This window comes from Streptomyces sp. NPDC045021 (genome assembly GCF_056432645.1).
On the sequence record NZ_JBWKIQ010000003.1, the window covers coordinates 469175 to 485780 of the forward strand.

Annotated in this window: 16 protein-coding genes; 12 read left to right on the plus strand and 4 right to left on the minus strand. The window is 71.6% G+C overall.

Annotated features, from left to right (window positions below; all coding sequences use genetic code 11):
- Positions 1-124 precede the first annotated feature (124 nt).
- From AC07DC_RS13345 to AC07DC_RS13375, 7 genes are all read left to right on the plus strand, one after another.
- Entirely contained in the window at positions 125-1189 is a 1065-nt protein-coding gene (locus tag AC07DC_RS13345) for a nitronate monooxygenase (RefSeq protein ID WP_478914480.1), read from the plus strand.
- Entirely contained in the window at positions 1186-1989 is an 804-nt protein-coding gene (locus AC07DC_RS13350; RefSeq protein ID WP_478914481.1) for a 16S rRNA (uracil(1498)-N(3))-methyltransferase, read from the plus strand. The genes AC07DC_RS13345 and AC07DC_RS13350 overlap by 4 nt, the downstream gene beginning before the upstream one ends.
- A 139-nt stretch (positions 1990-2128) precedes the next feature.
- On the plus strand, positions 2129-2593 hold the full coding sequence (locus tag AC07DC_RS13355) for a hypothetical protein (protein WP_478914482.1): 465 nt from the start codon (positions 2129-2131) through the stop codon (positions 2591-2593).
- 46 nt (positions 2594-2639) lie between these two features.
- Positions 2640-5885, plus strand: coding sequence for a S41 family peptidase (locus AC07DC_RS13360; protein ID WP_478914483.1), 3246 nt, complete (start codon positions 2640-2642; stop codon positions 5883-5885).
- Positions 5886-5998: 113 nt separating this feature from the next.
- On the plus strand, positions 5999-6358 hold the full coding sequence (locus AC07DC_RS13365) for a histidine triad nucleotide-binding protein (protein WP_478914484.1): 360 nt from the start codon (positions 5999-6001) through the stop codon (positions 6356-6358).
- A 5-nt stretch (positions 6359-6363) separates the two neighbouring features.
- Positions 6364-7269 carry a ribonuclease Z gene (locus AC07DC_RS13370; RefSeq protein WP_478914485.1) on the plus strand — a complete coding sequence of 302 codons (906 nt, stop codon included), beginning with the start codon at positions 6364-6366 and terminating at the stop codon, positions 7267-7269.
- A gap of 272 nt (positions 7270-7541) precedes the next feature.
- Positions 7542-8534 carry an adenosine deaminase gene (locus tag AC07DC_RS13375; protein ID WP_478914486.1) on the plus strand — a complete coding sequence of 331 codons (993 nt, stop codon included), beginning with the start codon at positions 7542-7544 and terminating at the stop codon, positions 8532-8534.
- Between the two features lie 91 nt (positions 8535-8625).
- Here the strand turns inward: AC07DC_RS13375 and AC07DC_RS13380 are convergent, their stop codons facing one another.
- Positions 8626-9414 (minus strand): HAD family acid phosphatase, encoded by a 789-nt coding sequence (locus AC07DC_RS13380; protein ID WP_478914487.1) that lies wholly within the window; start codon positions 9412-9414, stop codon positions 8626-8628.
- A 60-nt stretch (positions 9415-9474) separates the two neighbouring features.
- Between AC07DC_RS13380 and AC07DC_RS13385 the strand changes: the two genes are divergently transcribed.
- Complete coding sequence (locus AC07DC_RS13385; RefSeq protein ID WP_478914650.1) at positions 9475-9618, plus strand: hypothetical protein; 144 nt, start codon at positions 9475-9477, stop codon at positions 9616-9618.
- 114 nt (positions 9619-9732) lie between these two features.
- Here AC07DC_RS13385 and AC07DC_RS13390 read toward each other — a convergent pair whose 3' ends face one another.
- On the minus strand, positions 9733-11067 hold the full coding sequence (locus AC07DC_RS13390; protein WP_478914488.1) for a family 4 glycosyl hydrolase: 1335 nt from the start codon (positions 11065-11067) through the stop codon (positions 9733-9735).
- A 46-nt stretch (positions 11068-11113) separates the two neighbouring features.
- Between AC07DC_RS13390 and AC07DC_RS13395 the strand changes: the two genes are divergently transcribed.
- The 4 genes from AC07DC_RS13395 (at position 11114) to AC07DC_RS13410 (ending at position 15326) form a co-directional block, all read left to right on the plus strand.
- Positions 11114-12229: a carbohydrate kinase family protein gene (locus tag AC07DC_RS13395; protein WP_478914489.1), complete on the plus strand. Its 1116-nt coding sequence runs from the start codon at positions 11114-11116 to the stop codon at positions 12227-12229.
- Positions 12230-12422: 193 nt separating this feature from the next.
- On the plus strand, positions 12423-13469 hold the full coding sequence (locus tag AC07DC_RS13400; RefSeq protein WP_478914490.1) for a PhoH family protein: 1047 nt from the start codon (positions 12423-12425) through the stop codon (positions 13467-13469).
- Positions 13470-13491: 22 nt separating this feature from the next.
- Positions 13492-13989, plus strand: a complete 498-nt coding sequence (gene ybeY / locus AC07DC_RS13405) for an rRNA maturation RNase YbeY (RefSeq protein WP_478914491.1) — start codon at positions 13492-13494, stop codon at positions 13987-13989.
- Positions 13990-13994: 5 nt separating this feature from the next.
- A complete protein-coding gene (locus AC07DC_RS13410) occupies positions 13995-15326 on the plus strand; it encodes a hemolysin family protein (protein ID WP_478914492.1) in 1332 nt (443 codons plus the stop codon).
- 126 nt (positions 15327-15452) lie between these two features.
- On the opposite strand, the gene AC07DC_RS13415 is transcribed toward AC07DC_RS13410, so the two are convergent.
- Both AC07DC_RS13415 and AC07DC_RS13420 read right to left on the minus strand, forming a co-directional pair.
- Positions 15453-15698 carry a DUF397 domain-containing protein gene (locus tag AC07DC_RS13415; protein ID WP_478914493.1) on the minus strand — a complete coding sequence of 82 codons (246 nt, stop codon included), beginning with the start codon at positions 15696-15698 and terminating at the stop codon, positions 15453-15455.
- Positions 15695-16507: a helix-turn-helix domain-containing protein gene (locus tag AC07DC_RS13420; protein ID WP_478914494.1), complete on the minus strand. Its 813-nt coding sequence runs from the start codon at positions 16505-16507 to the stop codon at positions 15695-15697. Before AC07DC_RS13420 ends, AC07DC_RS13415 begins: the two co-directional genes overlap by 4 nt.
- Between the last annotated feature and the right edge of the window lie 99 nt (positions 16508-16606).

The following is a 16606-nucleotide window of genomic DNA, read 5'->3' on the forward strand; positions in this document are numbered from 1 at the left end:
GGCCGCCGGAGCCGCCGGCCGGCCGCCGGTTCCGGCTCCGACCGTCCCCCAGCCTCCGGCCGGGGGTGCCCCCATGGGGCGGGCCCGATCTGTTCGGGCCCGCCCGGCGTGAAACGATGGGCGTATGTCCGCGTTGACCGATCTCTCGTCGTTCTCGGCGTTCCCGATCATCCAGGCGCCGATGGCCGGCGGCGGCTCCGGCCCGCGGCTCGCGGCGGCCGTCAGTGACGCAGGGGGCCTGGGCTTCCTCGCCGCCGGGTACAAGACGCCGGAAGCGATGTACGAGGAGATCCGGCAGCTGCGCGGGCTGACGTCGAACCCCTTCGGCGTGAACCTGTTCATGCCGCAGCCCGACACCGCAGACCGGTCCGCCGTCGAGGTCTACGCCGAGCAGCTCGCGGGCGAGGCCGCCTGGTACTCCACCCCGCTCGGTGACCCCGAATCGGGCCGGTGCGACGCGTACGACGCCAAGGTCGCGATACTGCTGGACAATCCGGTCCCCGTGGTCAGCTTCACGCTCGGCTGCCCGGACCGGCCGGTCTTCGACGCGTTCGCGAAGGCCGGGACGTACACCGTGGTCACCGTCACCACCCCTGGTGAGGCGCTCGCCGCCCAGTGGGCGGGCGCCGACGCGGTGTGCGTCCAAGGGGTGGAGGCGGGCGGCCACCAGGGCACCCACCGGGACGATCCGGAGCTGGACCACGCGGGATTCGGGCTGCTGCCGCTCGTCCCGCTGGTGCGTGAGGCGGTCCAACTGCCCATCATCGCCACGGGCGGGCTGATGCGCGGCAACCAGATCGCGGCCGTCCTGGCGATGGGCGCGGACGCGGCGCAGCTGGGCACCGCCTTCCTCGTCTGCCCCGAGTCCGGGGCCAACGCGCTGCACAAGCGCGCCCTCACCGACCCGGTCTTCGCGCGCACCGAGCTCACCCGGGCGTTCTCCGGGCGGCCGGCGCGCGGGCTGGTCAACCGCTTCATGCGCGAGCACGGGCCGTACGCCCCCGCCGGATATCCGCAGATCCACCATCTGACCGCGGGACTGCGCAAGGCCGCCGCGGCCGCCGGTGACCCGCAGGCGATGGCGCTGTGGGCCGGGCAGGGGCACCGGTTGGCACGCGACCTGCCGGCGGCCGAACTCGTCGCCGTGCTCATGGAGGAACTCAACGCAGCACGGGAGGCACTCGTATGACCGCGCCGGTATTCATCGTCGAGCCGGAGCAGTTGCGGGGCGGGCCGGGGGCCGGCAGGGGGGTACCCCCGGCCGAAGGGATGGGGGCGCCCCCGGCCGAAGGTTGGGGGAGGATCGTGCTCTCCGGCGCCGAGGGGCGGCACGCGGTGTCGGTGCGGCGGCTCGCGGTCGGCGAGGAGATCGTGCTGACGGACGGCGAGGGCGTCGGGGCGTACGGCGTGGTCGCCTCCGTCGAGGGCAAGGACCGGCTGGAGGTCGCGGTCGCGGAGCTGCGCACCGAGCCGGCACCGTCGCCGCGGATCACCGTCGTCCAGGCGCTGCCGAAGGGCGACCGCGGCGAGCTGGCCGTCGAGACGATGACGGAGACCGGCGTCGACGCGATCGTGCCGTGGGCGGCGTCCCGGTGCATCACGCAGTGGCGCGGCGAGCGGGGTGCCAAGGCGCTCGCCAAATGGCGTTCCACGGCGCGGGAGGCCGCGAAGCAGTCCCGGCGGCTGCGGTTCCCCGAGGTCACCGAGGCGATGACGACCCGGCAGCTGGCGGGCCTGCTCGGCGGGGCCGCGTTCGCCGCGGTCCTGCACGAGGAGGGCTCCGCGCCGCTGGCCGACGCCACGCTTCCGTCCGAGGGCGACATCCTGCTGATCGTCGGCCCGGAGGGCGGGGTCTCGCCCGACGAGCTCGCCGCGTTCGCCGCCGCCGGGGCCAAGCCGTACCGGCTCGGCGCGACGGTGCTGCGCACCTCCACCGCCGGGGTCGCCGCCACCGCCCTGCTCCTGGGACGCACCGGCCGCTGGTCCTGAGCGGCTGCCGGGGCGGTTCCCCGGCCGGTCTTCGACCGGACCGAAGAACACCGGAATCTGGCGAAATCCCGGTCCCGTAAGGGGCGTTCTACGTCGTGTGGGCGATGTGCGCCGGACGGGACGGCGGGACGCTGCCGGTATGAATCGTTTACAGCAGTGGGGAGTGGCCGGAGGCCTCGCACTGGCCGCGTTCGGCGGAGTGGTGGCGTGCGATCCGGCCACCGGAATGACGTCCTCGGCGGTGTCGATCACGACGGACCAGCTGGGGACCCGGGCGTTGAAGGACCGCGGGATCAGCGTGCAGTGGGTGTCGTGCTTCGCGTCGGTGGACGGCGCCACGACCGCCTCGGGCACGGCGAGCCCCCGGCCGTCCGGCGCGACGGTCAAGGGCGTCGCGTCCGTGGACTGCCAGGGCGAGACCACCGACAAGCAGAAGATCACCATCACCGGCCGGGTGACCGAGCAGTTGGACGGGCGCTGCGTGCGCGGCCGGCTGACGGCGCAGGTCGGCAAGCGCACGGTCTTCGACGTGAACGGGCTGGGCGACTGCTCGGCGACGTCCGGCCCGACCGCCAAAACCTCCGTCACATCCGCCAGAAGCTGAAGAGAAAGCGCTCGTTCGCGTCCTCGATCATGGTTAATGTGGCGGAGTGACACAGCCTTCGTACCTCCGGTATCCGCATGTAAACGGTGAGTTGGCCGCTTTTGTCGCTGAGGACGACGTCTGGGTGGCGCCGCTCGACGGCGGGCGTGCCTGGCGGGTCAGCGCCGACAACATGCCGGTCGACCATCCGCGCATCTCTCCGGACGGGACGACGGTCGCCTGGACGTCCACCCGCGACGGCGCGCCCGAGGTGCATGTGGCGCCCGTCGACGGTGGCCCCTCGAAGCGGCTGACGCACTGGGGCAGCGCCAAGACCTCGGTGCGCGGCTGGACGCCGGACGGCGAGGTCGTCGCGATCAGCACGCAGGGCCAGCCCTCGCTGCGCCGCACCTGGGCGCGGGCGGTCCCGCTGGACGGCGGGCCCGCGCGCACGCTGCCGTACGGGCCGGTCGGCGATCTGGCGTACGGGCCCGAGGGCGCGGTGCTGCTGCTGTCGGCGACGATGGGCAGAGAGGCCGCGGCCTGGAAGCGCTACCGCGGCGGCACGGCGGGCAAGCTGTGGATCGACCTGACGGGCGGCGGCGACTTCGAGCGGCTGCACGCGGACCTCGACGGCAACCTCGAATCCCCGCTGTGGGTCAACGAACGCGTCGCGTTCCTCTCCGACCACGAAGGCACCGGCGCGCTCTACTCCAGCCTCCCGGACGGCTCGGACCTGCGCCGTCACACCCCGCTCGACGGCTTCTACGCCCGGCAGGCCGCGACCGACGGCACCCGCGTCGTGTACAGCTCCGCCGGCGAACTCCACCTGCTCGACGACCTGGAGTCGGCCGAGCCGCGCCGGCTCGCCGTCCGCCTCGGCGGCCAGCGCACCGACATGCAGCCGCACCCGGTCCGCGCCGCGCACCACCTCGGCGACGCCCGCCCGGACCACACCGGACGCGGCAGCGCCGTCGAGGTCCGCGGCACCACGCACTGGGTCACCCACCGGGGCGGCCCGGCGCGCGCCCTCGCCGCCGAGCCCGGCGTCCGGACGCGGCTGCCGCGCACCTTCGGCGGCGAGGGCGACCAGCAGGTCGTCTGGGTCACCGACGCGGAGGGCGAGGACGCACTCGAACTCTCCCCGGCGGCCGGTCTGGCGCCCGGCGTCAGGCCGCGCCGCCTCGCGGCCGGCCGCCTCGGCCGCGTCCTGGAGCTCGAAGTGTCGCCCGACGGCCACCGGATCGCGGTCGCCTCGCACGACGGCCGGGTGCTGCTCGTCGAGACGCAGACCGGCGAGGTGCGCGAGGTCGCGGCGAGCGACGCGGGCGATGTGACCGGTCTGGCGTTCTCGCCGGACTCCGCCTGGCTCGCCTGGTCGCACCCCGGCCCCGACCCGCTGCGCCAGCTCAAGATCGCCGCGACGTCCGACCTGTCCGTCGCCGACGCGACGCCGCTGCGCTTCAACGACTACGCGCCCGCGTTCACCCCGGACGGAAAGCACCTCGCCTTCCTGTCCGAGCGGGCCTTCGACCCGGTCTACGACGCCCATGTCTTCGACCTGTCCTTCCCCAACGCCTGCCGCCCGCACCTGATCACGCTGGCCGCCACCACTCCGTCGCCCTTCGGCCCGCAGCGGCACGGCCGCCCGGTCGAGGAGCCAGACGATGACGGGGCCAAGGACGAGAAGTCCCAGGGCGACAAGGAGACCGAGAGCTCCGACGGCGAGGACCGCCCACGCGTCCCGGCCACCCGCGTCGACCTCGACGGGATCGCCGACCGCATCGTCGCGTTCCCCGTCGAGGCCGGCCGGTACACCGGCCTGACCGCCGCCAAGAGCGGCCTGCTGTGGCTGCGCCACCCGCTGGTCGGCACCCTCGGCACCGCCCTGGCCACGCCCGAGGCGCAGCCGCCCGGCAGCGTCCTGGAGCGCTACGACCTCAAGCAGCTGCGCGTCGAGGAACTCGCGGACGACGCCGAGGACTTCGCGGTCAGCGGTGACGGCACCAAGGTGCTGCTGGCCGCCAACGGCCGGCTGCGCGTCGTACCCGCCGACAGCAAGGCGTCGGACGACGACGACTCGGACGCGAACATCACCGTCGACCTGTCGCGGATCCGGGTGACCGTGCGGCCGCAGGACGAGTGGCGGCAGATGTACGCCGAGGCGCACCGGTTGATGCGCGACAACTTCTGGCGCGCCGACATGAGCGGCGTCGACTGGAACGCGGTCGGTGAGCGCTACCTGCCCGTCCTGGAGCGCGCCGCCACCCATGACGACCTGATGGACCTGCTGTGGGAGGTGCAGGGGGAGCTCGGCACCTCGCACGCCTACGTCACCCCGCCCGGCGGCCACCGGGACGCGCTGACCCGGCAGGGCCTGCTCGGCGCGGACATCGCCCGCGCGGAGGACGGCCGCTGGCAGGTCGTCCGGGTGCTGCCCGGCGAGTCCTCCGACCCGCAGGCCCGCTCCCCGCTCGCCGCGCCCGGCGTCGCGGTGCGCGCCGGCGACAGCCTGCTCGCGGTCGACGGCCACCCCGTCGACCCGGTCGCCGGGCCCGGCCCACTGCTGACCGGTACGGCGGGCAAGCCCGTCGAGCTCACCGTCGCCCCGGCGGACGGTGGCGCGGTCCGGTACGTGGTCGTCGTACCGCTCGCCGACGAGGAGCCGCTGCGGTACCACGACTGGGTCGCGGGCCGCCGGGCCCACGTCCACGAGCGCTCCGGGGGCCGGCTCGGCTATGTGCACGTCCCGGACATGGTCGGCTTCGGCTGGGCCCAGCTCCACCGCGATCTGCGGGTGGAGGTCGCCCGCGAGGGCCTGGTCGTGGACGTCCGCGAGAACCGCGGTGGGCACACGTCGCAGCTCGTCATCGAGAAGCTCGCCCGCCGCATCGTCGGCTGGGACGTCCCGCGCGGCCTGCGCCCGCAGAGCTACCCGCTGGACGCGCCGCGCGGACCGGTCGTCGCCGTCGCCAACGAGTTCTCCGGCTCGGACGGCGACGTCGTCAACGCCGCCATCAAGGCCCTGAACATCGGCCCGGTCGTCGGCACCCGCACCTGGGGCGGCGTGGTGGGCATCGACAGCCGGTACGACCTGGTGGACGGCACGGCCGTCACCCAGCCCAAGTACGCCTTCTGGTTCGAGGGATACGGCTGGGACGTCGAGAACCACGGCGTCGACCCGGACGTCGAGGTGCTGCAGCGCCCGCAGGACTGGGCCGCGGGCGTCGATCCGCAGCTCGACACCGCCGTCGACCTGGCCCTGGCGTCCCTGGCGGAGCACCCGGCCAAGACACCGCCGCCGCTGCCTTAGGGCCTGGGCGGCGCCCGGCCGATACGATGCGCCTTTCAACGACCGGACCGACCACCGGGTCGACAACCGAATCGATCGCGATGGTCGAAGAGACCGAAGAGGGAGCTGTTCCCGTGGCGGGAGAACCCCAGGCGGACTGCCTGTTCTGCAAGATCGCGGCCGGTGACATCCCGGCGACGATCGTCCGCGAGACCGACACGACGGTGGCGTTCCGCGACATCAACCCGCAGGCCCCCACACATGTGCTGGTGATCCCCAAGGTGCACTATCCGGACGCGGCCGCGCTGGCGGTCGCCGACCCGCAGGCCGTCGCCGACGTGCTGCGCGAGGCGGGCGAGGTGGCGGCCGAGGAGAAGATCGTCGGCAGCGGCTACCGCGTCGTCTTCAACACCGGCGCGGGCGCCGGACAGACCGTCTTCCACGCGCACGCCCACGTACTGGGCGGGCGCGGCCTTGAGTGGCCCCCCGGATAGCGGCCTTGTCCATCCGTGAATTCGTGGTGCTCGGCACCGCCAGCCAGGTCCCGACCCGGCTCCGCAACCACAACGGCTACCTGCTGCGCTGGGGCGACGAGGGCATCCTCTTCGACCCCGGAGAGGGCACCCAGCGCCAGATGCTGCTGGCGGGCGTCGCCGCGCACGATCTGACCCGGATCTGCGTCACGCACTTCCACGGCGACCATTCGCTCGGGCTGGCCGGGGTGATCCAGCGGATCAACCTCGACCGCGTCCCGCACCCGATCGCGGCCCACTACCCGGCGAGCGGGCAGCACTTCTTCGAGCGGCTGCGCTACTCGACGGCCTACCGCGAGACGGCCGTGATCACCGAGCACCCGGTCGCCGCGGACGGCGTGCTGGCCACCACCGGTGCCTTCACGCTCTCCGCCGCGAAGCTCTCGCACCCCGTCGAGAGCTTCGGTTACCGCCTCGTCGAGCCCGACGGCCGCCGGCTCATCCCCGCGCGCCTCGCCGCCCACGGCATCACCGGCCCGGACGTGGGCCGTCTGCAGCGCGACGGCGTGCTCGACGGGGTGACCCTCGACGAGGTGAGCGAGGTCCGCACCGGCCAGCGCTTCGCCTTCATCATGGACACCCGCCTCTGCGACGGCGTCCACGCCCTCGCCGAGGGGTGCGATCTCCTGGTCATCGAGTCCACCTTCCTCAACGAGGACGAGCACCTCGCCAGGGACCACGGCCACCTCACCGCGGGCCAAGCCGCCCAGGTGGCCGCCGAAGCCGGCGTCCGCCATCTGGTCCTCACCCATTTCTCCCAGCGCTACACCGACCCCTCCCTCTTCGGCCGCCAGGCCCGCGAGGCCGGCTTCGAGGGCGAACTGACGGTGGCGGAGGACCTGATGCGCATCCCGGTCCCGAAGCGCCGCTGAGCCTTGCTCTGCTGACGGATCGTCGACTGTCAGAAGGAGTCCGGCCCGATGCGGCCCCAGGCGATCACCACGGTGAGGACCGGCAGGAGGGGTTCGCCGGGTATCTGGAGGACCGGTGCGCTCTGCAGGCCGGGGACCGGGGGTTCAACGACCTGGCCCCTGGGCGGCAGCAGCTCCTGCCCCGGCTGACCCGCCGGGCGCGGCTCGCACCGCGCTGACCTGTACCGTTGTACGACCCCTCGCCGCCGTACCGACTGTGAAGTGATTCCTCCGTGCCCATTCCCAAGGCTGAACTGCACCTCCACATCGAAGGCACCCTGGAGCCGGAACTGGCGTTCGCGCTCGCCGCACGCGGCGGGATCTCGCTGCCGTACGCGGACGCCGACGAGCTCCGCCGCGCCTACTCCTTCACGGACCTGCAGTCCTTCCTGGACCTGTACTACGCGCTGATGGCCGTCCTGCGCACCGAGGGCGACTTCGCCGACCTCGCCGACGCCTATCTCGCGCGCGCCGCAGAGCAGGGCGTACGGCACGCCGAGATCTTCTTCGACCCGCAGGCGCACACCGAGCGCGGCGTCGACATCGGCACCGTCATCGAGGGTCTGACCCGCGCGCTGGACGGCAGCCGGGAACGGCACGGCATCACCACCCAGCTGATCATGTGCTTCCTGCGGGACGAGTCCGCGCAGTCCGCGCTGGACACCTTCGACGCCGCCAAGCCGTATCTGTCCCGGATCTCCGCCGTCGGACTGGACTCCGCCGAGGTCGGCAACCCGCCGTCGAAGTTCCGCGAGGTCTACGAGCGGGCCGCCGCCGAGGGGCTGCGCCGCGTCGCCCACGCGGGCGAGGAGGGCCCGCCCTCGTACATCTGGGAGGCCCTCGACGTGCTCGGCGTCGAGCGCGTCGACCACGGTCTGCGTGCGCTGGAGGACCCGGAGCTCGTCGCCCGCCTCGTCCGCGACCGCATCCCGCTCACGCTCTGCCCCCTCTCCAACGTCCGGCTGCGCTGCATCGACCGCATCGAGGACCACCCGCTGCGCGCGATGCTCGACGCCGGCCTGCTGGCGACCGTCAACTCCGACGACCCCGCGTACTTCGGCGGGTACGCCGGCGACAACTACGACGCGGTCCGGACCGCCCTCGGCCTGGACGACGCGACGGTACGGGAGTTGGCCCGCAACTCGTTCGAGGCGGCGTTCCTCGACGGGGACGAGGCCCTGCGCGCCCGGTACCTCGCCGAGGTCGAGGCGTACGTCTTCGACTGACCGCCGCTGCGATTGATCGCCGTTGACCGTGATCGGCCCGGCCGGCCCGGCCGGTGTCTCCTGGGAGCCGCGGCCGGGCCGAAGCGTGCGCCTACGGCAGGAAGTACATGGGGTTGGGGAGCTTGAAGGTCTTGTCCCCGTAGCCGCCTTCAAGGTCGCTGTACTGGTCGCCGAAGTTGGCGACGATGTTGTAGCCGAGCGACTCGATGTGCTTGCGGGTACCCGACTTGTACTCGACGGTCGTGCACGTCGCGCCGCACGGCAGGTACGCCGGCGGGCTCGTCTTGTTCTTCAGGAAGAAGTGCGCCGCGTCGGCGACCGGCTTGTAGCCCGCGACGGCGAGGTTGGCCGTGGAGGGGTCGCGTTGCGCCTCCGGGCGGCCGGTGAGGTAGAAGACCGTGATGCCGTGCGCCGAGGCCCAGTTGACGAGGTCCGGCATGCCGAAGACCGGCGCCATGTTCTTGGTGCGGATGTACGTGTCGTTGGTGGCGGGCGTGTAGTTGAAGCCCACCTCCAGCTCGTAGTTGTACGTCAGCAGCGTCGTGTCGTCGACATCGAGGACGATCGCGGGCTTGGCGCCGTGCCCGTTCCCGTGGCCGCGGTCGTGCCGCACGGTGTCCGCGAGGTAGTCCTTCGCCTTGCTCTCGATGCCCGCGACCTGCTTCGCGTAGCTGCTCTCGGGCGACGCGTTGTGCTCACCGGCGGCGTCCACGGTGTCGCCGTAGTACGCCTTGATCTCGGTGACGACGTTGGTGAGGTTGGGGATCTGCTTGTCGCTGCGCGGCACCGAGTTGCCGGCGGTGGCGCTGCCGACTCCGTAGAGGGTGGCGCCGACCGCAAGGGTCGCGGCGGTGAGCGCCAGGGCCCGGGTGCGGGGCATGGCGGTGCTCCTTAACGTCATGTGCACATCCAGTGATTCCGCGAACCTAGACCCATGATCATGGCTGGTCAAGGATGGTCTACGCGCGAGGACCCGACGTCGGCATTTCCCCGGGAAGACGAGTACGCGGCCGGTATCGCCTACACCGGCCGGGTCGGCTCCCGCCGGACACCGGACGCACTGCTCTGCCGCAAGCTGGCCTGACGCACGGGTCGGCCCGGCCGTGCGGATATCGCCGCGCGGCCGAGCCGACCCCCAGTACGTCCTGTCAGATCGTCGCAGCCCGGATTTCCGCCGCCTGGACTTCCGCGGCCCGGACTACCGCGGCAGTGCGGCGTCCAGGATGCGGCCCGCGACCGCCGCAGAATCCACCAGCGGGTGCAGCGCCAGCGCCCGCAGGGCCGCCGCCCGGGAGCCCGAGGCGGCGGCCTCGATCGCCGACCGCTCGACCGCCTTGAGGGTGAGCATCAGTCCGGCCTGGTGCTCGGTGGGCGCCGTCACCGGCAGCGGCCGCGCCCCGAAGGCGCCCACCTCGCAGGGAACTTCGATGATCGCCTCCGCGTCGAGCGCGGGGACGGTCGTCCCGTTCGGCACGTTCAGGATCAACGTGGTCCGCTCGTCGCGCGCGATGGCCCGCATGAGGGCCAGCGCGACCCGGTCGTAGCCGCCGCCGTCCAGATCCTGCGGATCGCGCTGCCAGCCGCCCGTGGCGGCACGGTTCTCCGCCATGTACGTCTCCTCGCGCTCCAGACGGGACCGGTCCCAGAGGGTGTACGCCTCGGACGGCCGATCCGAAGCAGAGGCCGCCGCGTCGAAGAACGCGCCCTGCTGCCGGTCCAGGAACTCCCCGCGGGTCGCCTCGGCCGACCGCACCGCCGCCAGGGCCTCCCGCTCGAAGTAGTAGTAGTGCAGGTACTCGTTGGGCAGCGACCCCAGCGCGGCCAGCCACGCCGCGCCGAAGAGCCGGCCCTCCTCGAACGTGTCCAGTGCCCCGGGGTCGGCGAGCAGACCCGGCAGCAGGTCGGGGCCGCCGTCCGACATCCGGCGCAGCCACCCCAGATGGTTCAGGCCCACGTAGTCGTAGCGGAACGCCGGGGAGTCCGGATCGGCGCCCGCGGCGCGCGCGGCCCGGCGGACGAGTCCGACCGGGGAGTCGCAGATGCCGATCACCCGCTCGCCCAGCACCCGTGACATGGCCTCGGTCACCATCCCGGCCGGGTTGGTGAAGTTGATGACCCAGGCGTCCGGCGCCAGCGCCTTCACCCGCTCCGCGATGGCGACCGCGACCGGCAGCGTCCGCAGCCCGTACAGCACCCCGCCCGCGCCGACGGTCTCCTGCCCGAGCACGCCCTCCGCGAGCGGCACCCGCTCGTCCCGCACCCGGCCGGCGGTGCCGCCGACCCGGATGGCGGAGAAGACGAAATCGGCGCCGCGCAGCGCGTCGTCCAGGTCAGGGGCGATCCGGACCGCCGGAGCGCCCGGCACGTCCGCCGCCTGGGCGGCCAGCACCGACGCGACGACCCGCAGCCGCAGCGGATCGGTGTCGTGCAGCACCAGCTCGTGGCAGGCGCCCGGCGCGCCCGCGTCCGCGAGCAGCGCCCGGTACACCAGAGGCACGCGGAAACCGCCGCCACCGAGAATCACGAGTCTCATGCGTCTGTGACCTCCACTGTCAGTCTCATCGTGCACAGTGTTGTTCATGGACGACCAGCCCGTATTCGATCCGCTGGCGGAGGTCCGCTCTCCCGCCGACCCGGCATCCGATGTGTACCTGACCGGGACTGTCTTCCTGGACATCATCTTCACCGGTCTGGACAGCGCGCCGGTGCGGGGCACGGAGTCATGGGCGCGCGGCATGGGCTCCAGCCCCGGCGGCATCGCCAACATGGCCACCGCCCTGGCCCGGCTCGGCCTGCGCACCACGCTGGCCGCGGCCTTCGGCGACGACATGTACGGCGACTACTGCTGGGACAGCCTGGCGGTGGGGGAGGGCATCGACCTCGGCCTGTCCCGCCGGATCCCCGGCTGGCACTCGCCCGTCACGGTCTCCATGGCCTACGAGGGCGAGCGCACGATGGTCTCGCACGGCCACGAGGCGCCGCCGCCCGAGGAACCGGCCCCCGAGTGCCCGCCCGCGGCCCGCGCCTGCGTGGCGTCGCTGGAGCCGGGCGGCCCCGGCCAGGAGTGGATCGGGCACGCGGCCCGGCACGGCAGCCGGATCTTCGCCGACGTGGGCTGGGACGACTCCGGCCGCTGGGACCCGGCCGACCTCGCGGACCTGGAGCACTGCGCGGCCTTCCTCCCCAACGCCACCGAGGCCATGCACTACACCCGCACCGAGTGCCCGCGCGCCGCCGCCCGCAAGCTGGCCGAGCTGGTGCCGCTGGCCGTCGTCACCCTCGGCGCCGAGGGCGCGTACGCCGTGGACTCCGCGACGGGCGAGACCGCCGAGGTCCCGGCCCTGCTGATCGAGGCGCTGGATCCGACGGGCGCCGGTGATGTCTTCGTCGCCGCCTTCGTCACCGGCTCCCTCGCCGGCTGGCCGCTCCCCGACCGGCTCGCCTTCGCCTGCCTGTCCGCTGCCCTGTCCGTCCAGGAGTTCGGCGGCTCGCTGTCGGCCCCTGGCTGGATCGAGATCGCCGCCTGGTGGCAGCACGCCAAGGCCTTCGACGAGCAGGACCAGACCACGATGCGCCGGTACGCCTTCCTCGACGCCCTGCTGCCGTCCGGCACCCGGCCCGGCCCGCTGCCCCGGGCGGTACCGACCATCGGCTTCCGGCGCCCGACGGGACCCGCGGGGAAGGGCAGACGCTGAGCCCCGGGGCAAATCCCACCCGTCACGCAACCGGTCACGCAACCGGTCGCGAAACCAGTCACGAAACCAGTCACGAAACCCCGGCGTAAAACCCCTCGGGCCAGAAGGGTCACCGACGTACCCTTGGTGTTCCAAGGCCCTCACCGGGCATGTCGTCATCAGAAGGTGGGTTTCCCAGGCTCCGAGCCGGCCCATGACTCAGACACCGACACAGCACCAGCCGCAGGCACGCGCCCACTTCGTCGTTCCGGCCAAGCACCCCATGGTGACGGTCCTGGGATCGGGAGACGCCCTACTCCGGGTGATCGAAACGGCCTTCCCGACCGTGGACATCCATGTCCGGGGCAACGAGATCAGCGCGACCGGGAAACCCAAGGACGTCGCCCTCATCCAGCGGCTCTTCGACGAGATGTTGCTGGTGCTCCGCACCGGCCAGCCGATGACGGAAGACGGAGTGGAGAGGTCCATCGCGATGCTGCGCACCAACGGCAACGCGGCCGACCCGGAGGGGGAGACCCCGGCACAGGTGCTCACGCAGAACATCCTGTCCAACCGCGGCCGCACCATCCGCCCCATGACGCTCAACCAGAAGCGTTACGTCGACGCCATCGACAGGAACACCATCGTCTTCGGCATCGGCCCCGCGGGCACCGGCAAGACCTACCTGGCCATGGCCAAGGCCATCCAGGCCCTGCAGGCCAAGCAGGTCAGCCGGATCATCCTCACGCGGCCGGCCGTCGAGGCCGGTGAGCGCCTCGGCTTCCTGCCCGGCACGCTCTTCGAGAAGATCGACCCGTATCTGCGCCCCCTGGTCGACGCGCTGCACGACATGATCGACCCCGACACCATCCCGCGCCTCATGGCCTCCGGGACGATCGAGGTCGCCCCGCTGGCGTACATGCGCGGCCGCACGCTCAACGACGCGTTCATCATCCTCGACGAGGCGCAGAACACCAGCGCCGAACAGATGAAGATGTTCCTGACCCGGCTCGGCTTCGAATCCAAGATGGTCATCACCGGCGACGTCACCCAGGTCGACCTGCCGAACGGCACGAAGAGCGGCCTGCGACAGGTGCAGGCGATTCTGGACGGCGTCGAGGACGTCCACTTCTCGCGCCTGACGAGCACCGACGTCGTGCGTCATAAGCTGGTGGGGCGCATCGTTGATGCGTATGAGCGTTTCGACGACGGGAACGCCGGGCGAAGCGCCTCAAACGGCGGCAAAGCCCGCACCCCCTAACCGAGAGTAGTCGCACCGCACCATGGCGATCGACGTCAACAACGAGTCAGGCTGGGAGATCGACGAGCAGGCGGTTCTCGACATCGCCCGCTACGCCCTCCAGCGCATGCGGATCCACCCGCTCGCCGAACTGTCGGTGATCGTCGTGGACGCGGCCGCCATGGAGCAGCTGCACATCCAGTGGATGGACCTCCCCGGTCCGACCGACGTCATGTCCTTCCCGATGGACGAACTGCGCCCCGGGAAGGACGACGAGGAGCCCCCGCAGGGCCTCCTCGGCGACATCGTGCTCTGCCCGGAAGTGGCGAAGAAGCAGGGCGAGGAAGCGGAGACGCAGCACTCCATGGACGAGGAGCTCCAGCTCCTCACCGTCCATGGGGTGCTGCACCTGCTCGGTTACGACCACGAGGAAGCCGACCAGAAGGCCGAGATGTTCGGCCTCCAGAAGGCCATCCTCGACGGCTGGCGCACCGAGCACGGCGTCGAGGGCCCCTCACCGGCCCCGACCACCACCCACTGACGGCGATGGTCCTCTCTGCCGTACTGCTCGTCGTCGTCGCCTGGCTCGCCGCCTGCGCCGAAGCCGGTATCGCCCGCACCTCGCGCTTCCGCGCCGAGGAGTCCGTCCGTACCGGCCGGCGCGGCGCCGACAAACTGATGGCCGTCGCCTCCGACCCCACCCGCTACCTCAACGTGGCGCTGCTCGTCCGGGTCGGCTGCGAGATGGCGGCGGCCGTCCTGGTGACGGTCGTCTGCGACCGCAACTTCGACCGGACCTGGCAGGTGCTCGGCGTCGCCATCGGCATCATGGTGCTCGTCAGCTACGTCGCGGTCGGCGTCTCCCCGCGCACCATCGGCCGCCAGCACCCGCTCAATACGGCCACGGCGGCGTCCTACGTCCTGCTGCCGCTGGCCCGCATCATGGGCCCCATCCCCGGCCTGCTGATCCTCCTCGGCAACGCCCTCACCCCCGGCAAGGGCTTCAAACGCGGCCCGTTCGCGAGCGAGGCCGAACTGCGCGCGATGGTCGACCTCGCCGAGTCCGAGTCCCTCATCGAGGACGACGAGCGCCGCATGGTGCACTCCGTCTTCGAACTCGGCGACACCATCGTCCGCGAGGTGATGGTGCCCCGCACCGACCTGGTGATGATCGAGCGCTTCAAGACCATCCGCCAGGCCATGACGCTCGCCCTGCGCAGCGGCTTCTCCCGCATCCCGGTCACCGGCGAGAGCGAGGACGACATCGTCGGCATCGTCTACCTCAAGGACCTCGCCCGCCGGGTGCACATCAACCGCGACTCCGAGAACGACCTCGTCTCGTCCGTCATGCGGCCCGCCACCTTCGTCCCCGACACCAAGAACGCCGGCGACCTGCTGCGCGAGATGCAGCAGGAGCGCAACCACGTCGCCGTCGCCATCGACGAATACGGCGGCACGGCGGGAATCGTCACCATCGAGGACATCCTCGAGGAGATCGTCGGTGAGATCACCGACGAGTACGACCGCGAGGTCCCGCCCGTCGAAGACCTCGGCGGCGGCTCCTACCGCGTCACCGCCCGCCTCGACATCGGCGACCTCGGCGACCTCTACGGCGTCGAACTCGACGACGACGACGTCGAGACCGTCGGCGGCCTGCTCGCCAAGTCCCTCGGCCGCGTCCCGATCCCCGGCGCCTCCGCCTTCGTCGAACTCCCGCAGGACGGCTCGTACACCCCGGACCAGCCCACCGCCCTGCGCCTCACCGCCGAAACCCAGGCCGGCCGCCGCAACCGCATCGGCACGGTACTGGTCGAGCCGATCGGCACGACGGCGGGGTCGAACGGAGGGCCGGCGGCTGTGGTGAACGGCAGCGAGTAGCGGGTTCGCTGTGCAGCGCCGCGCTGGCGTGACGTGATCGGGACGACGGTCCCGTCCTTGAGGACGCGCACGCGGGCGCGGCGGCTGACCATATAGAGCGCCCGGTGACCCCCGACTGTGCTCAGCTCAGCTGGGCTGAGCGGCGGCGAAAGCGACGAAAGCGGCCCAGGAGGAGGCGGGGACGGCGAGGGCCGGCCCCTGCGGGTCCTTGGAGTCGCGGATGTGGACGGTGGTGGGGTGGATGGCTACTTCCACGCACTCACCGCCGCTGCTGCCACTGTGGGTGGACTTGCGCCAGTCGTAGGCGATCTCGATGCACTCGCCGCCGCTGGCGCCGCTGTAGGTGCTTTTGAACCAGACCAGGTCGTTCATAATTCTCCCGCCAACTGCTTGATCAGAGCTGCGGATTCCTCGATCCCGAGGGCCTGCGTTCGGATCATTGCATAACGCTGGGAGTAGCGGGCCACCTCATCCGGGTCTGAGATCAGCAGGCTGCGTTCCTGGGCCTCAAGATAGGCCAAATGTTTATGGCCGGGAGTCTCCACCAGAGTCAGTGGGCCATCGGCTCCGGCATGCTCGCCGTGATCCGATGACGCGACCTGGAGGACCACGTTCCGCAGGGCCGCGCAGCGCAGGATGTGGTCAAGCAGCTCGTGTATGACGTCGCGGTTGCCGAACCGGCGCCTCAGGACGGACTCTTCGATCACGAAGCTGAACAACGCCACCGGCTTGCGGAAGAACAGCGTCTGCCGTGCGAGGCGCGCCTCGACCAGTCGCTCGACCTCCTCGTCCTCCAGCGGCGGGAAGCGCGAGCCGATCACGGCCCGCGCATAAGTCTCCGTCTGCAGCAGCCCGTTCAGCATGTGCGTGCTGTAGGACGAGACACTCAGCGCCTCCGCCTCCAACTTCGCGAAGTCCTTGAAGAACGCGGGGTACCGGTCGTTAGCCAGGTGCTCAGTAGCGATCGCCAGAAATCCACCCGCTTCCAGCGCCTGATCAGCCGCCGCGATGAACTCAGGCGACGGGATCCGTTCGCAGGTCTCGACGGCGCTGACGTACGAGTCGGAGACATGGACCAGCTCGCCCAGCTGGGCCTGTGTGAGGCCGCGCGACTTGCGGAACGTACGCAATAGCTCGGCGAAGTACCGTGCGGTCCCCGAGGATCCAGCGCTTTGACCCATTCCCGCCACCCCACACCCGTCAGCTCAATTCCACACGTCTCCACGGGAGTTCGAACCGAACCCCCACCCAGCCTCTGTCGAGGGTCCGGTCCTGTTCAG